The 19,163-nt window shown below is 48.0% G+C and carries 12 protein-coding genes; 3 read left to right on the top strand and 9 right to left on the bottom strand.

What is annotated here, in order from left to right; genetic code table 11:
• Positions 1-3: 3 nt before the first annotated feature.
• Together NUV48_00630 and NUV48_00625 are read left to right on the top strand one after the other, a co-directional pair.
• On the top strand, positions 4-825 hold the full coding sequence (locus tag NUV48_00630; protein ID MCR4440640.1) for a DUF4007 family protein: 822 nt from the start codon (positions 4-6) through the stop codon (positions 823-825).
• 19 nt (positions 826-844) lie between these two features.
• Entirely contained in the window at positions 845-5,173 is a 4,329-nt protein-coding gene (locus NUV48_00625; protein MCR4440639.1) for a hypothetical protein, read from the top strand.
• 124 nt (positions 5,174-5,297) lie between these two features.
• Here NUV48_00625 and NUV48_00620 read toward each other — a convergent pair whose 3' ends face one another.
• From NUV48_00620 to NUV48_00585, 8 genes are all read right to left on the bottom strand, one after another.
• Entirely contained in the window at positions 5,298-6,581 is a 1,284-nt protein-coding gene (locus tag NUV48_00620) for a TRAP transporter large permease (GenBank protein ID MCR4440638.1), read from the bottom strand.
• An 11-nt stretch (positions 6,582-6,592) separates the two neighbouring features.
• Positions 6,593-7,105: a TRAP transporter small permease gene (locus tag NUV48_00615; GenBank protein ID MCR4440637.1), complete on the bottom strand. Its 513-nt coding sequence runs from the start codon at positions 7,103-7,105 to the stop codon at positions 6,593-6,595.
• 152 nt (positions 7,106-7,257) lie between these two features.
• Positions 7,258-8,313, bottom strand: a complete 1,056-nt coding sequence (dctP, locus tag NUV48_00610) for a TRAP transporter substrate-binding protein DctP (GenBank protein ID MCR4440636.1) — start codon at positions 8,311-8,313, stop codon at positions 7,258-7,260.
• A gap of 208 nt (positions 8,314-8,521) precedes the next feature.
• The gene (locus tag NUV48_00605; protein MCR4440635.1) at positions 8,522-10,486 is read right to left on the bottom strand and encodes an FAD-dependent oxidoreductase; all 1,965 of its coding nucleotides are present in this window, start codon (positions 10,484-10,486) and stop codon (positions 8,522-8,524) included.
• 513 nt (positions 10,487-10,999) lie between these two features.
• Positions 11,000-12,730 (bottom strand): DNA polymerase/3'-5' exonuclease PolX, encoded by a 1,731-nt coding sequence (gene polX / locus NUV48_00600; GenBank protein MCR4440634.1) that lies wholly within the window; start codon positions 12,728-12,730, stop codon positions 11,000-11,002.
• Positions 12,727-14,697 (bottom strand): stalk domain-containing protein, encoded by a 1,971-nt coding sequence (locus tag NUV48_00595; protein ID MCR4440633.1) that lies wholly within the window; start codon positions 14,695-14,697, stop codon positions 12,727-12,729. The genes polX and NUV48_00595 overlap by 4 nt, the downstream gene beginning before the upstream one ends.
• A gap of 33 nt (positions 14,698-14,730) precedes the next feature.
• Positions 14,731-15,609: a histidinol-phosphatase HisJ gene (gene hisJ / locus NUV48_00590; protein MCR4440632.1), complete on the bottom strand. Its 879-nt coding sequence runs from the start codon at positions 15,607-15,609 to the stop codon at positions 14,731-14,733.
• A gap of 24 nt (positions 15,610-15,633) precedes the next feature.
• Complete coding sequence (locus tag NUV48_00585) at positions 15,634-16,602, bottom strand: D-glycerate dehydrogenase (GenBank protein MCR4440631.1); 969 nt, start codon at positions 16,600-16,602, stop codon at positions 15,634-15,636.
• Between the two features lie 160 nt (positions 16,603-16,762).
• On the opposite strand from NUV48_00585, the gene metF reads away from it, so the two are divergent.
• A complete protein-coding gene (gene metF / locus NUV48_00580) occupies positions 16,763-17,650 on the top strand; it encodes a methylenetetrahydrofolate reductase [NAD(P)H] (GenBank protein MCR4440630.1) in 888 nt (295 codons plus the stop codon).
• Position 17,651: 1 nt separating this feature from the next.
• Here the strand turns inward: metF and NUV48_00575 are convergent, their stop codons facing one another.
• Positions 17,652-19,142, bottom strand: a complete 1,491-nt coding sequence (locus tag NUV48_00575; GenBank protein MCR4440629.1) for a S41 family peptidase — start codon at positions 19,140-19,142, stop codon at positions 17,652-17,654.
• Positions 19,143-19,163 lie beyond the last annotated feature (21 nt).

Raw genomic sequence — 19,163 nt, 5'->3', positions numbered from 1 at the left:
ATAGTGTTGCCAATAAACTTTCATAAGACCTTTATCCCTGAAAGACGTTTAATAACTGCTTTATTAGATTTTGCAGCCCAAAAAAAAGAAGGAACATTACAGGAAATTTCCTTGGAAACCGGTATTCCCATGGGCCAATCTACTGGGAAAACACCAGCGATAATTGATTACGCCCGGGGGATGGGCTTAATTACAATCGAAAAGGGAGAAAAACAGGCTTCAAAAAAGCCAATGCTTACGGATTTTGGGATAATTGTCTATAGGGAAGATAAGTATCTCAGCGAAGAGATGGTTCAATGGTTGGTTCATATGAACCTATGCCGTAGTGACATCGGAGCGTTGGCCTGGCATAGGGTATTCGCTGTCGGCAGAAATGTCTTAGGAACAGCATTTACCAAGCAGCAGCTTGAGGAATATTTGATCAGTTCGTGTGGTCCGGGCAAGGACCGAACAGGCCCCTTGATACTTACTTATACTGAGGATGCCGCGCTTGCCAGAGCAGGTATCTTGAACGTTAAGGGAGAGGAAGTCTTAAGAAGAAAAGCCCCCTCCCATGTTTCCTATGCGCTTCCATACTCCGCGTTTATCATAATGCTAATGGAGGTATTTTTCCCAAGACAAACGCAAGTGACCTTAACGGATTTTAATAAGACTACCCGGTGGTTTGACATTTGTCTATGGAATCAGCCGGACGTAGAGAATATTCTTGCACAAGTGGAACTGAAAAACTACCTATCCATCGACCGCCAAATGCACCCCTGGATTATCGAAAAAAAAGCTCCGGCCAAAGAAGTATGGCTGCATATTTTTGATGATATGGCTTGAAATTAGGAGGCAATCCGGCATGAAACTTCGGGATATTGTTTCTTTTCGAAAAGATCTCCTTTTCAATGGAGCTGTTCAGATAAGCTGGTTTGAACACGATAGGGATTTGGCAAATAAGGCGGCACAGCATTTCATTTTTCATGGACCTGATTATCATGGCATTTCAGAAGATGCCTTGGAATCCAGCGAACATAAACTGGTTGATACTGCCAGCTTTACCCTCGATATTTTAAAGAATCTATTCAACGAAAATGAAGGCGACCCCTTTGCTTTGGCTATCGCAGGCTATGGTACCGGGAAATCTCACCTGGGGTTAACCCTAGCCTCCTTGTTGAGTATGCCAAATTCTACGGTGGCAAAAACTATCATTAATAATATCTCCTCAACCGATGCAAGAATCGGGCAGCAGATTACTAAGCTTATAGAATCAATTGAACAGCCTTTCTTGGTAATAACATTAAATGGCATGCAGGACTTTGATTTGGGTAATGAGATTATTCGTCAAGTCTTGTCACGATTAAACGAACAAGGATTAGACAGCTCCCCCCTCGATAATCTCCGGCCGCGGTTTCGAACAGCGCTGCATTTTACTGAATCATTTTTTGAGCCTTTGCGCCAAGACTATGTTAGGCTTTTTGGCGAAAACATTAATTTTACTGATATCATAGATTTATTAAAATGCCAGGACGAAGATGCCTTTAGCAAAATCAGCAATATTTATGAACAGAAAATGGGAACCCCTATTCATGCCGTTAGCCAAGAATCATTACATGATTTCATTCGGATCACTAAGGAGACCTATTGTGGACCGGGGAAACCCTTCGCAGGTCTCTTTATTATTTTTGACGAGTTTGGCCGTTATATGGAATTTGCGGTTCAGAAACCTCATGTGGCAGGCTCGGGTGCTTTGCAGCAGCTTTTCGAATGTATCCAGACCAACGCCGATCGCGTATTTTTATTATGTTTCATTCAATATGAACTCAAAGCCTATATTTCCCGAGTAGCCCCTGAGTTGCGTGAGGACGTCAACAGGTATGTTACTCGTTATGATTCGGTACGAAAGACAAAACTGTCAACTAACTTGGAGACCTTGATAGCATCTCTTTTAGAGAAAAAAAATCTCGGCGAGTTAAAACTTCGGCTCGCCTCCGCGGGTGATCCCCAATTGATTCAGGCTGCAATGCAGCGATGGTTTCCCGATATAAAAAATCATTCACTCTGGCTAAACAAAATGAAGTTTGAAAAGGTTATTTGGGAAGGGTGTTGGCCCCTGCACCCTCTTTCTACCTGGATGCTCTACAAGTTGTCTTCAGTCGGAAAATCGCTGCAGCAACGTTCGGCTTTTTCCCTCCTGGTAGAAATATGCGATGAATACCATGATATGGAATTCACCACGGGAAAGACTATCGTCCCAACCGATTTCTGCAACGAAGCGTTGATCAGTGAATTTTTAGCCTCGGAACGTTATGGGCAGCAGGGAGCTACGGCCAGCGCTTATGAATCGGTTTTATATAAATATAAGCACGAGTTCTCTCCAGATGATAAAAGAGTCTTAAAAGCTGTCTTGGTATCTGCGAAGATTGGCCTTAAAACGGATTCAAAAGAAGATTATCTCCATGCCATCAGCATGTTTAGCGGTATAGATTTCGATTCAGTCGCAGCATCCGTTAAGGTGCTTGAATTAGAATACGGCGTCTTGGAATGGAATGGGCTATTAAACCAATACGAGATATCCGGCGAGGCCGTTCCTAGGCGAAACTTTTTATCTTACCTCAAAAAAAGAGTAGAGGAAATTGATGCGCAAACCAGATCAGATATATTCTGCCGTAATTTTTTGAAATGGACCAATAAGGACAAATACAATACCAGCTTTGCAGAAAGCAATAAGATTTCTACACGAGAATGGAACTATCATATCTCTTACTCTGATGTGGCTAATCTTAAAAGCATGATTGACTATGCGGTGCGAACCTGGCAGGATGCAAAAGAAGTCAATGACAACAAGGGGCAGTTGATCTATTGTTACGTAGGGCCAGAAAGCAACCTTGATGTTATTAAGAAGATGGCAATAGAGCTTATACAATCAAATTTGAAACAAAGAGGATTGAACTGGGAATCCGGTATCCCGCTCGCAGTTTTATTCCTTCATGACAGCACAGGCGTCTTTGGAGAAAAGGTGGCCGAATATTGGGTGTTAAATGAACAACTTACAGATGAGGAATCACAAAAGTATGGTAATTATATTTTAGATAGAAAAAATATTGTGGAGCAGGAAATGCTGAATCTTTTTTCCGAATTGGAAAGGGACAGGCATATTCTTTTTGCAACTCCCAAGGAAATTAAGACCGGACGCCTTAGTGACATGCTCTTTCAATTGTTCGATATAGTTTATTATAACCGGATACCTTTTCCTTTTGATGGTTTTAGTACATTACGAGGCAATGGCCCGAAAGACTGCCAGCTGTTTACACGGGAACTATTCAAAGGTACGTTGAACCGCGATTGGATTTCAGCATGCAATCAGCAACAAAGAAATCGAGCTTACGATGTACTTGATGAGTCCTGGGGGGCCATTGACGATGACGGTTCAATACGACTAAAACCAAAGAATCCAGCGGTTCGTAATATTATTGAATATCTTGAATCCGAGTTAAACACAACCTGCGATACCGATGATACCAAATCTATGAATCTTGGAGAAATAATGCGAGTTTTATGTGCTCCTCCCTATGGGTGCAATATTGCTTCTGCCGGATTGTTACTTGGTTTGTTTATTGGAAAAAGAAGGGACATAATTAATCTGTTTTTTAACAACAACACTATCAGTTTGGAAAATTGGCTATCTGAGGCACTTAAAGGAAATTATTTATCTTTTTCGGTACTCGATGCTACTGAAGTTATAAAAGTATCTCAGAAGAGCATATCGGAATGGGAATCTCTATTAAATGACTGGAATATGGAGACATTACTTCTCGGTAAAATATCTTTCCTTAAAAAAGCCGGAGAATTAGAAAAACATCTTTCTATTCCGCCCGCATTGTATTACAAATACGCTCATTTATGCGATGAAGCTCGTCGGGCTCAAAGGAAGATTAAAGAATATGATGAACAGATCAATACGGCAATAGAAAAAATTGAACGAGGTAAAGAAAAGAATGATATTGGCTCATTATCTTGGGGAACTGCTGATTTGGCTGAATTGCATGAAAAGATGGAAGTGAATACTGCTCAATGGCATGAAGAACAGATAATGGAAGTTAAAACACGCCTCGAAAACGCTCTTTTACATCTTAAACGATTGTTTTTAAAATGGCTTAAAAATCAAACCACTTATAACATCGAAGAACTAAGCAAATGGAAATATATGATGATTAACAATATCGGCGGCAATTTAAAGAAACTGGGATTGCATGTAGAATACGATTCGCTTAAAAAGCATGTAGAATATGTTGAAAACAATGTTCATTTTATTCATGATGTCAAAACAACAGCAGCTGATATAGATAAGATGATTCGAAATAATATCATTAATGATTTAACCCCAATAGCTGTTCTTAAAAACTGGCTGGAACAAGTGCAAGTGTTCGCCTTACGGTTAGAAGAAGCTAAAAAAAATGGACACCTTGTAGAAGGAGATTTGACAGAAGCGTCATATAAGCTAGCAACTTTCCAGAAAGGATGCAAAGAGCAGCTTAAAAAGAATAAGGAACGGACTGAAAAGGTTTACCGGATAGAAAAACTTTTCTCTTTAGGAGAAATCGCTAATTGGAGAAACGAGGTGGCTTTGTTAATCACAATTTATCAAGGAGAGAATAAGGACATTGAAGACCTAAATCAGGTTCAAAAACAGCTGGATTTAATTGAAAAGCACTTTGCGGAACTTGATAATATGGAGCTTAATGAAGCACAATTTAATGCTACTGTTGAAAAGTGCTTAAACGAAACATTAGAGTTTTTTGCTGATGATACTCCACCCTTAGATTGCTATTCTATCTATGAAGGGCTTAAAGAGGTAATATCTAAAAAACGTAAAGAAATTGCCTCAGAGTGGGTAAAAAGAAATCTGCCCAGAATTAGTGAAATAAATCAATATAATGCTGATATAGCCATACAAACCCTTGAGCGATTAAGAAAAGCGCCGCAAGTATTATCAATTGAACAATCGATAATTGTCCGTGATGCAATCAAAACCTGCGAAAAACGGCTCGACGAACTCGAAATAGAAGGATTAAAGGTCAAATTTTTTTCTATGTCAGAAGAAAACAAAAGAGCATTTATTATGGAGATTTACGATTATTTTAAAAACATCATTATTGAGGACAAGAAGATGCACCGGGGTTTAAACTAAATAAGGAATAACGGGGTATAGATATGGAAAAGCACAGAAATATTGATGAAAAGATTAGTGTAGGGTACACCGGCGGCAAGGAGCTGCTCAACATTCTAATGCCTCATCAAATGCCCCTTCCGAGTCAGTTGTTATACCCCAGCATTCTTGGAATCCAAAGGACCACCTCGGGCAGGTATGAAAGGACACTGATCACGATCATGGAGCCTATCGCAAACATCCAGATCTGACTGCAGAGCTTTTTGAAAGGTATGCCCGAAATGTTGGAGGTTACAAACAGGACCACGCCGACAGGCGGTGTAATGTATCCAATGATAACGTATACGCTAAACACGAGGCCGAAGTGCACCGGGTCCATCCCAATGGCCAGGGCGAGCGGGAACATGACAGGCACAAATATCATGGTAATTGAGCCGGTATCCATCACCATCCCGGCCAAGAATAGAATGGCAAGCATGATAGCAATGATAATGTTGGTATTGCCGGTAATTGAGGTGATTAACGCTATTATCTTCTCCGGCACGCCGTCAATGGCCATCGACCACCCAATAATGCCGCCAAAGGCAATCATGAGCATTATGGAACCGGTTACAACGCTGGCCCGCATTAGCATAGCAGGAATCTTTTTGATTTCCAGTTCTCCGTAAATGAGGCTTGCAGCGAACGCCGCAAGGCAGGAAATTGCGCCGGATTCGGTAGCGGTAAATATACCGCCGATAACTCCGCCCATGATGACAAATGGCACCATTAGCGCGGGAATAGCTTTAAAGAAAGCTTTGAAAAGGTTAATAATGTTAATCCTTTCAATAGACGCTTTAAACTCCATCTTCTTGGCCTTGTATAGGATGACGATGCAAAACACGGCGGCGAGAAGCAAACCAGGCACGATGCCTGCTAAAAACATGGCCTTGACAGATGTGTCGGTAAGCATGCAGACCATGATAAATTGGATACTTGGTGGAATGATCGGTCCCAAAATACTCGAAGCCGCAACCAGGGCGCCGCTGAATTCATCGGGATAGCCGTCCTTGCGCAGATCCGGGATCAAGACGTTGCATAACATGGAGGCGACTCCGTTTGGCGAGCCCAAGATGGCGGAAAGTATGGCGGCAATAATGACAGTGCTGTATGCCATGCCTCCCTTAAGCCAGCCAATCACCTCACGAATAAAACCGAGCAGCCTTTTTGTAACACCGCCAGCGTTCATTATTTCACCGGCAAGGATAAAAAAGGGTAAGCAGGTCAGCGAGAGAAGATTGACTTGCGAGAACATGCGCTGGATCAAGACGTTGAAATAGGAGGGTTCTCCCAAGGTCAAAAAATGAGTTGTTCCCAATAGGCCAAGCACAAAAGCAATTGGAACCCCGATTATAAGCGAAACTGCAAAAACGATTGCCGCAATAACCATTACGCGTCACCTCAATCAGATTCTGATTTTACGGATCTGTTCTGTCTGAAACGTTGAAACAAGACAGAGTAGTTTTCAATTATATACAATAGCAAAAAGAACATGCCGATTGGAATGGACGCATAAGGAATCCACATGGCGATACCCGAAGAGGGGCTTACTTGGGAAATCATGTTGGGAGTGATTACTTTCTTGAACCCCAGGACAAGAATAAATCCAATAAACACAAGGCATACTGTATTGACAATAACACTGAGAATATCCTGCACCCTTTGCGGAAAACGTGATAAAACCAAGTCAAAGCTGACCATTGAGCCGCTCCTAAAAGCTGCAGCGCCGCCCAAAAATGTCACATAAATCAGCAGGTACCTGACTACCTCCTCCGACCAACTCCATGTAAGCCCGAATAAATATCGCCGCACAACCTCGAGAGACATGATAATAAGCATTACTACAATCATAATTGAAATAATACACGTCAGTAAAAAGTAACTGCCGTTCATAATTTTTTTAAATACCTTCATGATTTTACCTACCCTGTCAATGAAATTTTCTTCCTTCCGATGGTGCCGTGGGCGGCATGATTGTCTTCTTCATAAAAAATTATTACAAATGCGTGCCTGCAAGCCGATACGGCTTACAGGCACTCCACTCTTTGCGAGACGGGTTTTTATTGTTATTTAATTGACTTGGCTAATTTAATAAACGCGTCAATCTTGGGATCCTTTGCAGCGTACTCGTTATAGAGATGCGCGCAAGCTTCCTTGAATTTCTCCGGATCCTCAATCGTATTGAAAACAACGCCATTCTTTTCACAGGTTTCACGAGCCTGTTTTTCCCATTCGTAAAGAGTTTTGGTGTAATACCATTTTTCAGCTTCCGCCATGCACTCCTGGATCAGTTTCCAATAACCTTCCGGCAGCGAGTCCATAACTTCCTTGGAAGCAATGTTTAAAGATACGTATGGATACATACCAATGAGTGACATATACTTGATCACTTCATAGTGCTTCTGCATTGCCACGGAGGTAATGTTGATTTCCTCGCCATCCACAACGCGGTTTTGCAGGGCACTATAAAGCTCAGTGAAAGGAATGGTAATAGGATTAGCGCCAATATCCTTCATGGCTTGCATAATCAATTTGCTGGAAGCGCACCGCAGTTTTAATCCTTTCAGATCCGCCATCTTTTTAATAGGTTTACTAATGGTTGCGAAGTGACGCATGCCAAACTCGGAAGTACTGAAGATATAAGCATTGCCCATTTTCTCGCTGGCAGCATTGAGCAGGTCCTTCCACTCCTTGCTCTGGACAATTTTCCATTCCTTTTCATAGTTGTCAATTAGGAAAGGAAGTTGGAAGGCTTCAAGTAGATCAGTATACGCGGAAACAGTCGCAATATCGCCGCCGGTAATATCAAGGGAACCATCCATCACCTGATTTAATGTGTCAGCATTGTTGCCTAAAACGCCATTCGGGAAATACTTAATCTTGATTGCGCCACCCGACCGTTCTTCTATCAAGTTGATGCAATACTGATCCATTTGAGAGGATCCTTGATTGGGAGCCCCGGTAATTGCCCATTTCAGTTCAACCTTTTTTGAGAAATCAGCTTTACCGGTGGCCTGGGTCTTTTCGGGAGTCGTTGTCTTCGGGGCGGATTGAGATCCACATCCAGTTATTAAACTGAGCAGCAAACCACAAATGATGATTAATGCCAAAACCTTTTTCATTAAATCTCCTCCTTGTCATTTTTTGTTATTTTATTTATGGAATGCCATCAAATACCATCGGTTTCCTGTTTTTCGGCATCCCCCCTAGATAAATTAAAGATAAGGATTATGTGGTCCGCATCGACCTCAAAGCAGTGAATGCCGGCCGGGAACGTGAGAAGATGAAGATGAGCCAAAAGGAGAACATCTTGTGGTTGATGGGGTGGAATCAGATTTGCATTGCCGCATCAAAGCCACTGCGGATGGCCATTTTAACATTTTTTACCTGGGCACAGTCGCCAATGGCCCTAAAGTACATGGCGCTGTTGCGCAGAGCCTCTGCTTCATCGAGCTTTGCCTTCATGCCAACGGCAATCACCACGGTATCGGCTTCGATTGTATGTTCGCTGCCATCCTTATTGACATACTTGATACCTGTAGCAGTGATTTCTGTGCAGCGGGCGTTTGTAATGTACTTCATGGTTTTATCCATGAGTTCCAGCAGGGGAATACGGTATGTTTGAAGCGCATCGGGCGCAACCTCGGGACCCATTTCCAGCAGGATAACCTCTTTACCCTGGAGGGCAAGATGAGCGCCGGTCTCACAACCAACCTGGCCCCCGCCGATAACAACAACTTTAGGGCCAATTTTATCAACCTGATGATAGGCATCCGTCGCGGTTATGACTGATTTTTTCGTTATGCCGGGAATGTTGGGAATAATCGGCTCGGCCCCCAGGGCGGCAATAACGACATCCGCCTTTTCGGCGCGGAGGAGTTCAGCAGTGGCCGGAGTATTCAGGAGCAACCGTACGTCCGATTTCTCGACCTGACGTATCAAATAATTCTTGAACTTCTTTAAATCATACTTAAAACTGACATGGTTGGAAAAGTTAAGCTGCCCCCCCAGCACTGCATTTTTCTCATAAAGCGTGACATCATGACCGCGCCCGGCTGCAATCAGTGCCGCCTCCATACCGGCAGGTCCGCCGCCGCAGATCAACACCTTCTTTCTGCCGGCCACAGGGCTATGCAGATATGGGAAATGATGTTCCCGTCCGATGGTTGGGTTGACGGTGCAGGAAAAAAAGTGGTGGTCTTTGTGGTCATCTAAGCAATTGAAACACTTGATGCACGGGACAATATCATCGTCTTTGCCTTGCAGGGCCTTGTTGGGCATTTGCGGGTCGGCGATAATACCACGAACGGTAGCGACAACATCGGCGCCACCAGTGGCCAAAATCTCTTCAGCTACATTGGGGTCATAGATAGCTCCTACTGTTACTACCGGAATTTTAACGCCGGATTTTTTGACTTCTCGGGCCAAGTATGCGTTGGGCGCAGGCGGCATGAACCCCGAGGGATGCATGATTGCGCGGGTGCGCTCCGTGCCGGCGTCACCTGCTGAAACGTGGATTAGATCGATCTTATCTTCAATCATTTTGACAAACTGGATGCATTCTGCGATTTCAAGTCCACCCGGCGTGCGCTCATCTCCGCTGATGCGATACTCGATGAGTAGGCTGCGTCCCACCTTTTCACGAATCCGGTCCAGAACCATGATGGGGAATCGGGCGCGATTTTCCAGGCTGCCGCCATACTTGTCGGTTCTTTTATTATAAAGTGGGGAGATAAATTGCCCCAACTGCATCCCATGTCCGCCGTGGATGAGGATCATATCAAAACCGCAAAGCTTTGCGTTAGCTGCCAACTGAGCAAAGGCATCCGCCAGGCGGTTCATCTCCTCTTCGGGCATCTCCTCTACAACCAGACCGTTGGGATAGGTCTGTGCACTGGGGCCGTAAATTTTTCTCCATTTCATATCGGCCAGGTTAAACCCGCCGTTGGGCATCTGGATCAGCTCAATGGAAGCCTTGGCCCCGAACATGTGGATGGCATCGGTCTGCTGGGTAAAATAGCGCCAGCCGAACGGGTCGAACAAATCATACTTGTTCCAGACCGGACTCACCGAGCATCTGGGGTCGCGCAACTGCGGGTCAACGCGGACGGATCCGGCAGTAACCACTGCCGCACCGCCTTTGGCTTTATTGGCATAGTAGACAATGGCGGCCTCCGTGGGATAGCTTTCACGTCCCTGCAGACAATGATTGGACGGCGCGACGAAAATTCTGTTTTTAAAAACCACATTGCCTATCCGAAGGGGGCTAAACAGATGCGGGTATTTCAGTTGCATGGCGTCATCTCCTTCATAATAATAAAATTCTCTATACTGAATAGTACTGCGGCGAACTCTTATGCTGGTTTCTTAACAACCCCATAACGGCATCCCCACCCTGACATGGTCGTAACATGTGATTCAGTTGCTACGTCCCTGGAAAACACATGTTCGACCACCCGCCGTCTGGTATCCGGTTCTGCTTCAGGGTAATCGAACAATGCTGGTTTAGTCGTGTTGTCTCTCCCGTTCTCTTTTAAGCTGTCTTTCAATTTGTTATCTTGAGAAGATAATAGTATCGATTGTGCTGAAATGTGTCAATTTACGAACAATATGCAAAAAAATATGAGTTATGATCATCATAGTAGATTCATCCTGTTGCCTTATGGTCAATTCTGTATTTGGATTCATGCATATAAACTACCCTACCCTGAAAATAAATTTTCATCCTTCCGATGGGGTCGTAGGCGGCATGATGGTCTAGCAGCCATTACCCTGACATATACTAAAAGGAGCCTGCCGGCTCCCTTTTTATCGTATTATCGTTTCTTTTCTTCTCTCCAGGTATTTCCTGATCTCTTGGGCCTCAAGGCAGTTGAAGACGTCTTTCTTCTCCAGCCAGCCCTTGCGGGCTACGCGCACCCCGTAATAAACGTCGTTCAGTTCCTCGAGGCGGTGGGCGTCCGGGTTGATGGCGACCAGGACGCCCAGTTCCCTGGCCTTCCTGAGATGCCGCCAGTCCAGGTCAAGCCGGGCCGGGCTGGCATTGAGTTCGATGATGACCCCGTTTTCCCTGGCCGTTTCCAGGATGGTCTCCATATTCACTCTGTACCCTTCACGGGCCAGGAGCAGGCGGCCGGTCGGATGGCCGAGCATGGTCACCGCGGGGTGCCGCATGGCCCGGACCAGGCGCCTGGTCATCTCTTCTTCCGGCATCTTGAAATGGGAATGAACGGAGGCCACAACGAAGTCAAAGCTGTCCAGCACCTCGTCGGGGTAGTCCAGGCTGCCGTCCGCCCTGATGTCCGATTCTATCCCCGAGAATACGGCAATCTGCGGATACTTTTCCCGGAGGGCGGCTATCTCCTCCTGCTGTTTCCTGAGCCTGTCCTCTTTCAGGCCCAGGGCGTAATAGGCCGACTGGCTGTGGTCGCTTATCCCGATATATTGAAAGCCGAGTCTTGCCGCTTCGGCCACCATTTCCTCAAGACTATTGACCCCGTCGCTGTAGCTGGTATGGATATGAAAAACACCCTTTATGTCCCCGTCCTCTACCAGCTGCGGCAGTCGCCCCCGGTTTGCGGCTTCGATTTCGCCGTTATCTTCACGCAGTTCGGGCGGGATAAAAGAAAGCCCCAGGACCTGGAAGATTTCGTCCTCGCAGCGGCAGTCAATCTTCTTTTCCCCGGCGAACAGCCCGCGCTCGCTGATGGTATAGCCCTTTCCCCCGGCCAGCCGGCGCAGGGCGGCATTGTGCTCTTTGCTCCCGGTAAAATAGCAAAGCGCGTAAGGGTACTCTTCGCGTCCCACCACGCGCAGTTTTGCTCGGATGCCTGTTTCCAGCCGCACCAAGGAACAGGTCCCGCCGCTTTCCAAAACCTCGCGGACCTGGGGAAGCCCGGCAAAAAACCGGTTAAGCTTTTCCGTATCCTCCCCTGCGGCCACCAAGTCAATGTCTTTGACCACTTCCCTGGCCCGGCGGATACTGCCTGCCAGGCTGGCTTCTTTCGTCCCGGGATGTTTTTTTATCTCTTCCAGCAGGGCCAGTCCCTGGCCCAGGGCTTCCGCGTAATAGTACTGGTCCTGGAACTTCTTCAGGTAGTCGATTGCTGCCATAACCTCGCTTTGTGTCTTCCCTCCAAAACCCCGCAGTTCGACAAGCCGGTTTTCCTTGCAGGCGTATTCCAGTTCGCGCAGGCTGGAAATATCCAGCTCCTCATAGAGCGCCTTTACCTTCTTTGGTCCCAACCCCGGAATCTTCAGCAGTTCCAGCACGCCCTCCGGCAGGCTGGCCTTGAGCCGGCGATAGTACGCCAGGTCCCCCGTTAAAACCAGCTCGCTGATTTTTTCTGACAGCGCCTTGCCGATGCCTTTTATGCCTTCCAGTTTCTTTTCGCTGACCAGCGCCTGGAGGTCTTCCTGCAGAAGCTCTACAGCCCGGGCCCCGTTGTAGTATGCCCTTGATTTGAATGGGTTGTCCTCTTTCAGTTCAAGAAGAAGGCCGATTTCGCGCAAAACTCTGGCCACTTCGTGCTTGTTCATGAAACCACATCGACCACCCAGCTGGCCACCCACGCTTCCTGCCCCGTGCTTAATCTTATTTTGTACCAGTCGCTGTTCGTTTCAACAATGGTCGCCAGCTGGCCCGGCAGCAGTTTGCCGGCAAGCTGGTAGGAAGTGGAGGGGCCGGTCCTCAGGTTCACATAGCTATGTTCGCTCTTAATCCGCACTTTGAAGCCGACCGGATAAGGCTGCGCTGCAGCATCCCCGGCAGAAGTCGAACCCGAATCCCCCCTGGTTATCGTGATGAGCTGGTTTGCCCCGTCCCAGGACACCTTTGCTCCCAGGTTTTCGCTGACAAAACGGACCGGAACAAGCAGCCTGTTGTTGACAATTTTAGCCTCGCAGTTCATGCTGACGAACGTGCCGTTCACTCTGGCCATGCTCGAGCCCGTCCAGAGATTGATTTCCTTGTTTCCTTGTTTTACCGTGACTGAAGCGGTGGCGGAATCGTATTCGGTGACCGCTCCCAGCACTTCGGCCACAAAACGCAGGGGCACCATGGTGTAGTTGTTGATGATCGATGCCGGGGCATCCAGGACGGTAAGGGTCCCGTCCACGTTGGCCAGGCTGCTGCCGATCCGGAGCAGGATCGTGTTCCGGCCGCCCGCACCCGGGGTTGCCGTCGAGGAACCGCTGCCTCCGGAACCTGCTGAGGCTTCTTTGATCGTGAGCCAGTCGGAAAGGATGGTGCGGCTTTGCTTCATTACCCCGATTTCCAGCTTGTGATCGCCGGCACACGGGTTTGTGATTCCAGCCGCCTGCTCAATCACCACCGTGATCTGCTCCTGGCTGGAGACGCTTTGCGCCAGCAGAATGACCAGTTCATTCGTCTTTTTATTGACCAGGGTGCCGGCGGCGGCTACGCCATTCACTTTGATCCTGCCGGCCGGGATGCTGTCGGGAAGCGACTCATCCCCCGGAAAAGTCAGCACCAGGTCGCTGATCAAGCTGCCAAAACCGCTAAGCAGGCCCGGCTTGATGACAATGGTGTATGCGGCTGCCTGGCCGGCCGTGTCCGGGCTGGCCGTCACGCTCAGCCCGGTGAGACTGGAGGCGGGCTGCGCAGAACCTGACGTCACTTCGTAGGAAAACGAGGTGATTTCCCGCGGCTCAGCGGAAGTTGAAACCTTGATCGTGTTGTAACTCGAAGAGGTCGGGTTTTTTATCCCGGCTTCCGGGGCAATGACTATTTCCACGGCACCCCCGCCCGCTATGACAAGGTCCGGCAGGGTGAGGGTCAGTTTTTGCCCGTTTATCTGGGGCTGTTGAGCAGGCGGCCAGCCGTTGATTTTGATCATGGCGCCGTCGATTGAATACGGCATGTCGGTCCCCGGCGGGAAGGTCAGGCTGATGGTGTCTCCACCGGACAGCCTCCCGTTTACCGAGGTCTTGAATTTAATCCTGTACTCCGGAGCTGCCCCTTCCTCACCGGTGCTCAGGCTGACCGTCGGCTTGCTGACCCCGTCTGAGTATTCGTAATCGGTGATCTGGAAAGGGGCGGAACTGGCTTCCACGCTTTGCTGCGAGGTCTTCACCACGACCTGGTAGCTTCCCGCTTCCCTAGGGTTGTTAATTACCATACTGGCGATTCCTACCTCCACCAGTTCGCCCGGCATGATGTTGATTGACTCCGGCACCAGCAGTTCCAGCGTGTTGTCCGCAAAATTCAGCCCCGCTGCGGAACGGCTGTTTATGGAGACGTTTTCTTTCCTGATATCGGAGGAAACGGGAACGGTTTCCGGGAATTTAACCGTAATCACGTCCGTACCCCCGCTCAGCCTCTGCCCTGTTTTAAAACGGATGATATAGGTTACCGGCCTGGCAACCACATTGTCCCGGATATAGACCTCCACATCGGTAACGGCGCTGCTGCCTTCCGCCCTGCCGGTGAAGAGAAGGCAGGAAAGAAAAAGAAAAGCAAAGGCCAGATGGAATATTCTACGCATGACAACCTCCAAAAAAATATGCAAATCCTTCCTCTATTTTATCTGATTGCCGCTGAAGAAGGAAGAACTATGGAGCAAAAAACGCTTGGTCAGCGATTCGTAAATTTCGTAACCGCGGCCGACGTCATCCACGGCATGGGAATCGGAGCCGTAAACCAGGGGGATGCCCATTTTTCCGGCTAGTTCGATAATCCAGGGAGAGGGGTAGATTTCCCTGCAGTGTACCTTGTAGAGGCCCGATACGTTTACGTCCAGGCTGTAGCCGTGAAGGCGCATGTATTCCAGTATATCAAGCACGGCTTTTTTCACTTTTTCGCCAGTGCTTCCTTCCGGGTTGAAAAGCAGCTGGAACTTGTTGCAAAGGGTAAGGTGGCTGATCCTTTTCGGTTTGTAAGGACCAAGATCGCATAACAGCGCTTCTTTAACCGTCCGGTAATACTCCAGCTGGACCTCCTCATAGGTTGAATAACAACTGATAAGCCCGTCCTCAAAATCGGCCGGGCTCTCGTCCACCGCGCGCCAAACGCCGTCTCCTCTTATGAAATGAACGGAAAGCAGGGAGTCTTCCAGATACGGGCCGTACTCTTTCAGCATTTGCCTGGTATAGCCCTGGTTGTCGGGCAGAAAATCTATTTCCGAACCGACCAACAGCCGGATGCTGTCCCTGTATTTTTTCTTAAGCCGCTCAATTTCCCTGATATAACAGCCAAAGTCGCTGCCCCGAAGCTTTAGGGAATCCTTCATTTCCTGGGAGTAGGGAATCGACTCCAAAAAATCATCGGGATAAGGCAGGTGTTCAGTAGTGGAATATATCTCAAACCCTTTTTCGATTGCCTTCAGGATGAAGTCCTCCGTCTCCTCGCCCGACCCGTGCAGGCAAAAACGGGTGTGGGTGTGCCCGTCTCTTTTCATTATCCTGTGTGCTCCTTTAGGTTTTTATTTCAGTTCTTCTACCAGATTGGGCGGCTGCTCTCCCGACAGTCCCTTAACCAGGTTTTCCACGGCCAGCATGCTCATAGCCAGGCGCGCCTTTTCCGTGGCGGCGCCAATGTGCGGAAGCGTGATCGCGTTTTTGGTTTTCAGGAGTGGATTTTCCGGAACAACCGGCTCTTTCCCGTACACGTCAAGCCCTGCCGCGTAGATCCTGCCTTCCTCAAGAACCCGCGCCAGGGCCGCTTCGTCCACCGTACCCCCGCGCGAGGCATTGATAAACACGGCCGACCGTTTCATTAAACAGAGCTCCCGGTAGCCGATAAATCCCCGGGTTTGGGGAGTGAGCGGGGTCATTACCACCACGAAATCAGCTTCTTTTAGAAGGTCGTCCAGTGAAAGGTAAACGGCCCCGAGTTTTTCTTCGAGTTCGGGTCTCCTTTGGCGGTTGTGGTACAGCAGCTTCATGCCGAAACCGTAAACGGCGCGCCTGGCGATGGCTTCGCCGATCCTGCCCAGCCCGATAATGCCCAGCGTGCTGTGATGCACTTCCACCCCGAACAGTTCGCTGCCCATGCCCTTCTTCCAGCCGCCTTCTTTCACCAGCCTGTCCAGTTCCGGAATCCTCCGGGCGGCGGCCAGGATCAAACCGAAAACGAGGTCCGCTACGGTTTCGTTCATTACCCCCGGCGTGTTGGTGCCCATCACGCCCCGGGCTTTCATAGCGGCAAGATCGAAGTTGTTGTAACCCGCCCCGATATTGCTGACAATTTTCAGCCGGGGAGCCCTGTCAAGCAGTTCCTGGTTAATCCAATGACCCATGACCAGCAAGCCTTCCATTCCCGACACTTCCTGCAAGAGACGGTCGCGGGGTATCGCGCCTTCTCCTTCCCACTTTTTGTACGGGCAGTGCCGGGCCAGGTAATCTTCGGCCTCCCGGGGAAGCGGGACGGCGATAAAAGCCCTTGGTTTCATGTCCTAATCTCCTTCCGCCTTATATTTCCCGGCCAGTTATATTCATTATATCCTGTTTGTTAAATTAACTGAAGAAAATCGCTTTATACTTATATACAGAGCATAAGAAAAATATTAAAATTTAAGCTAGCATAAATATCATAAGAGCGAGGTGCTGCCTGTGCATATTAAAGATATTTTTTCCTCAAAGAAACCCGTTATTTCTTTCGAGATTTTCCCCCCGAAAACAGACAGCCCCATTGAGACGATTTACAGCACGCTGGAGGGATTAAAGGGTCTTAAGCCTGACTATATCAGCGTCACTTACGGAGCGGGTGGAAGCACAACCACCAGGACCGTAGAAATAGCCACGCTGATCAAAAAGAAATACGGGGTTGAATCCCTGGCCCACCTGACCTGCATCACCGCTACCAGGCAGCAGATAAATGAAATTCTCCAGCAGCTGAAGGAAAAAGGCATTGACAATATCCTGGCCCTGCGCGGCGACCTGCCGCAGGACCCAAATTTTGTGTTTCCCACACCGCTTCACTACCGCTATGCAAGGGACTTGATCCTTGAACTCAAAGAGAACTGGGATTTCAGCGTCGGCGGGGCCTGCTATCCCGAAGGGCACCCCGACTGCGACAGCATGGAGAAAGACCTCCTGCACTTAAAGGAAAAGGTGGAAGCCGGTCTAGACTTCCTGATCACCCAGCTGTTTTTCGATAACGAAAAGTTTTACAACTTTAAAGACCTAACGGTAAAATACGGAATCGACCGGATTCCCATTGATGCCGGGATCATGCCCGTGCTCAACAAAAAGCAGATCGAACGCATCACTTCCCTCTGCCGGGCGACCATGCCCAAAAAGTTCATCCGCATCATGGACAGGTACGAGCATAACCCCGAGGCTTTAAAGGAAGCGGGAATCGCTTACGCGACGGAACAGATCATCGACCTGCTTTCCTGGGGCGTCGACGGCATCCATATTTATACTATGAACCGGCCGGAAGTGGCCAGAAAAATAGTAGAGAACATTTCCAGCATCCGCGAATACATTACCGGTTAGGTTAATCGGCCAGTAATTCCAGGGCTTTGGCCAGCTGCTGGTCCGATTGAAGAATCAGTCTGTCTAGTTCGCCATTTAACGCCCTTTGAGTGGCAAAATCCAGGACCCCGTAAGAATAAAAACCTTTATCGGCCTGGTATTTTTTTATCGCCTGGAAGGTTTTATTATCCAGCAAGAGATCAGGCGTTTCTATTTCGTACCCCAGCAGTTTTAGAATTTTCTCGGCATTGGCCACATCTATGCTTTCCGTCTCCAGACCCGGTTTTTCCTTTTGACGCAGCCTGCCAATCTCATAAACATCGATCCCTTTTACCGGCGCGTAATCCTGCACGACTACGTCCGGTACAAGCCCTTGCCGGTCAATTCTCCTCCCTTTGGGCGTGTAATACTCGCCGGTGGTCATCTTGACCCACCCGATGATTTCATTTTCCTGAAGGCCAATGTTATATCTTTCGGTAAGCAAAAAGGCATCGGGGGAATCAATACCGTACGTTTTACTGTACTTTTCGTATGCCTGCGGGGTCAGCAGGGGAATGACATTCTGCACCTTTGACTTCCCGTAGGTCCTTGTGCCCAGGAGAATGCCCGCCCTTGTATCCTGGATGGCTCCTGCCAGTATTTCGCTGGCGCTGGCAGTGTTCCCGTTAACCAATACAACCAGTTTATACCTGGGTTCTTCGAGTTCCGAATAGTAGTACACATCTTCTTTATCCTTTTCTTTAAAATCCAGTTTGGTGATAAGTCCTTTGGGAACAAAGTTTTTCGCGACCGCCGCCGCCGCGGAAGCTTCTCCTCCGGGGTTGTCTCTCAAATCGAGGATAATCTTGTTAATGCTTTGTTTATCCATGTCCATAAGTGCTTTTTGCATGTACTCTTCTACGTTTTCGTTAAAATACAGGATTTTAATAAGCCCCGTGTTTTCAATAACCCTGGTTTCAACCGGGTTTATTTTGATTTCAGCCCGCTTTGCTTCAATCTTTATCATCCCCTGGCGCCCCGGTCTGGCTATCTCCAAGACCACCCTTGCGCCTTCCTCACCCTTAATCATCTCTCCGGTCTGGTCCACCGACATTCCTGTGACCCCGATCCCGTCTACAGCGATAATTTTGTCCCCCGGAATCAGGCCAGCCTTGTCCGCCGGCGATTCAGGGAAAACGCTGTACACTACGATTGTGTCCCCGAACTTTTTTAAAACCGCGCCGATGCCCACGTACCGGCCTTTTACCGTGGCCAGAAAATCGTCAGCCTCCGGAGGAGTATAGAAAGCGGTATATTCGTCCAGGCCGTCAAAAATCCCTTCCAGGGCCGACTGGACCAAAGAATCAGTGCTCGTTTCATCCAGGTATTTCTGCTGGATCAGGTTGAGTATTCCTTTCAGGTATTGTTCCGGCAATTCCGTTCCCACGGCAATCGCGCCTGGTACAGGCAGTATAAGCAGTATGAACAGCAAAACAAAAACAGTTAAAAACCGGCTTAGTCTTTCTCTTTTCATTTTGAGCCTTCTCCTAACACG

The organism is Peptococcaceae bacterium, from assembly GCA_024655825.1.
Taxonomy (GTDB): domain Bacteria; phylum Bacillota; class Peptococcia; order DRI-13; family PHAD01; genus JANLFJ01.
Note: the sequence above shows the minus strand (reverse complement) of the source record. Positions and strands in the feature narration are given on the sequence as shown.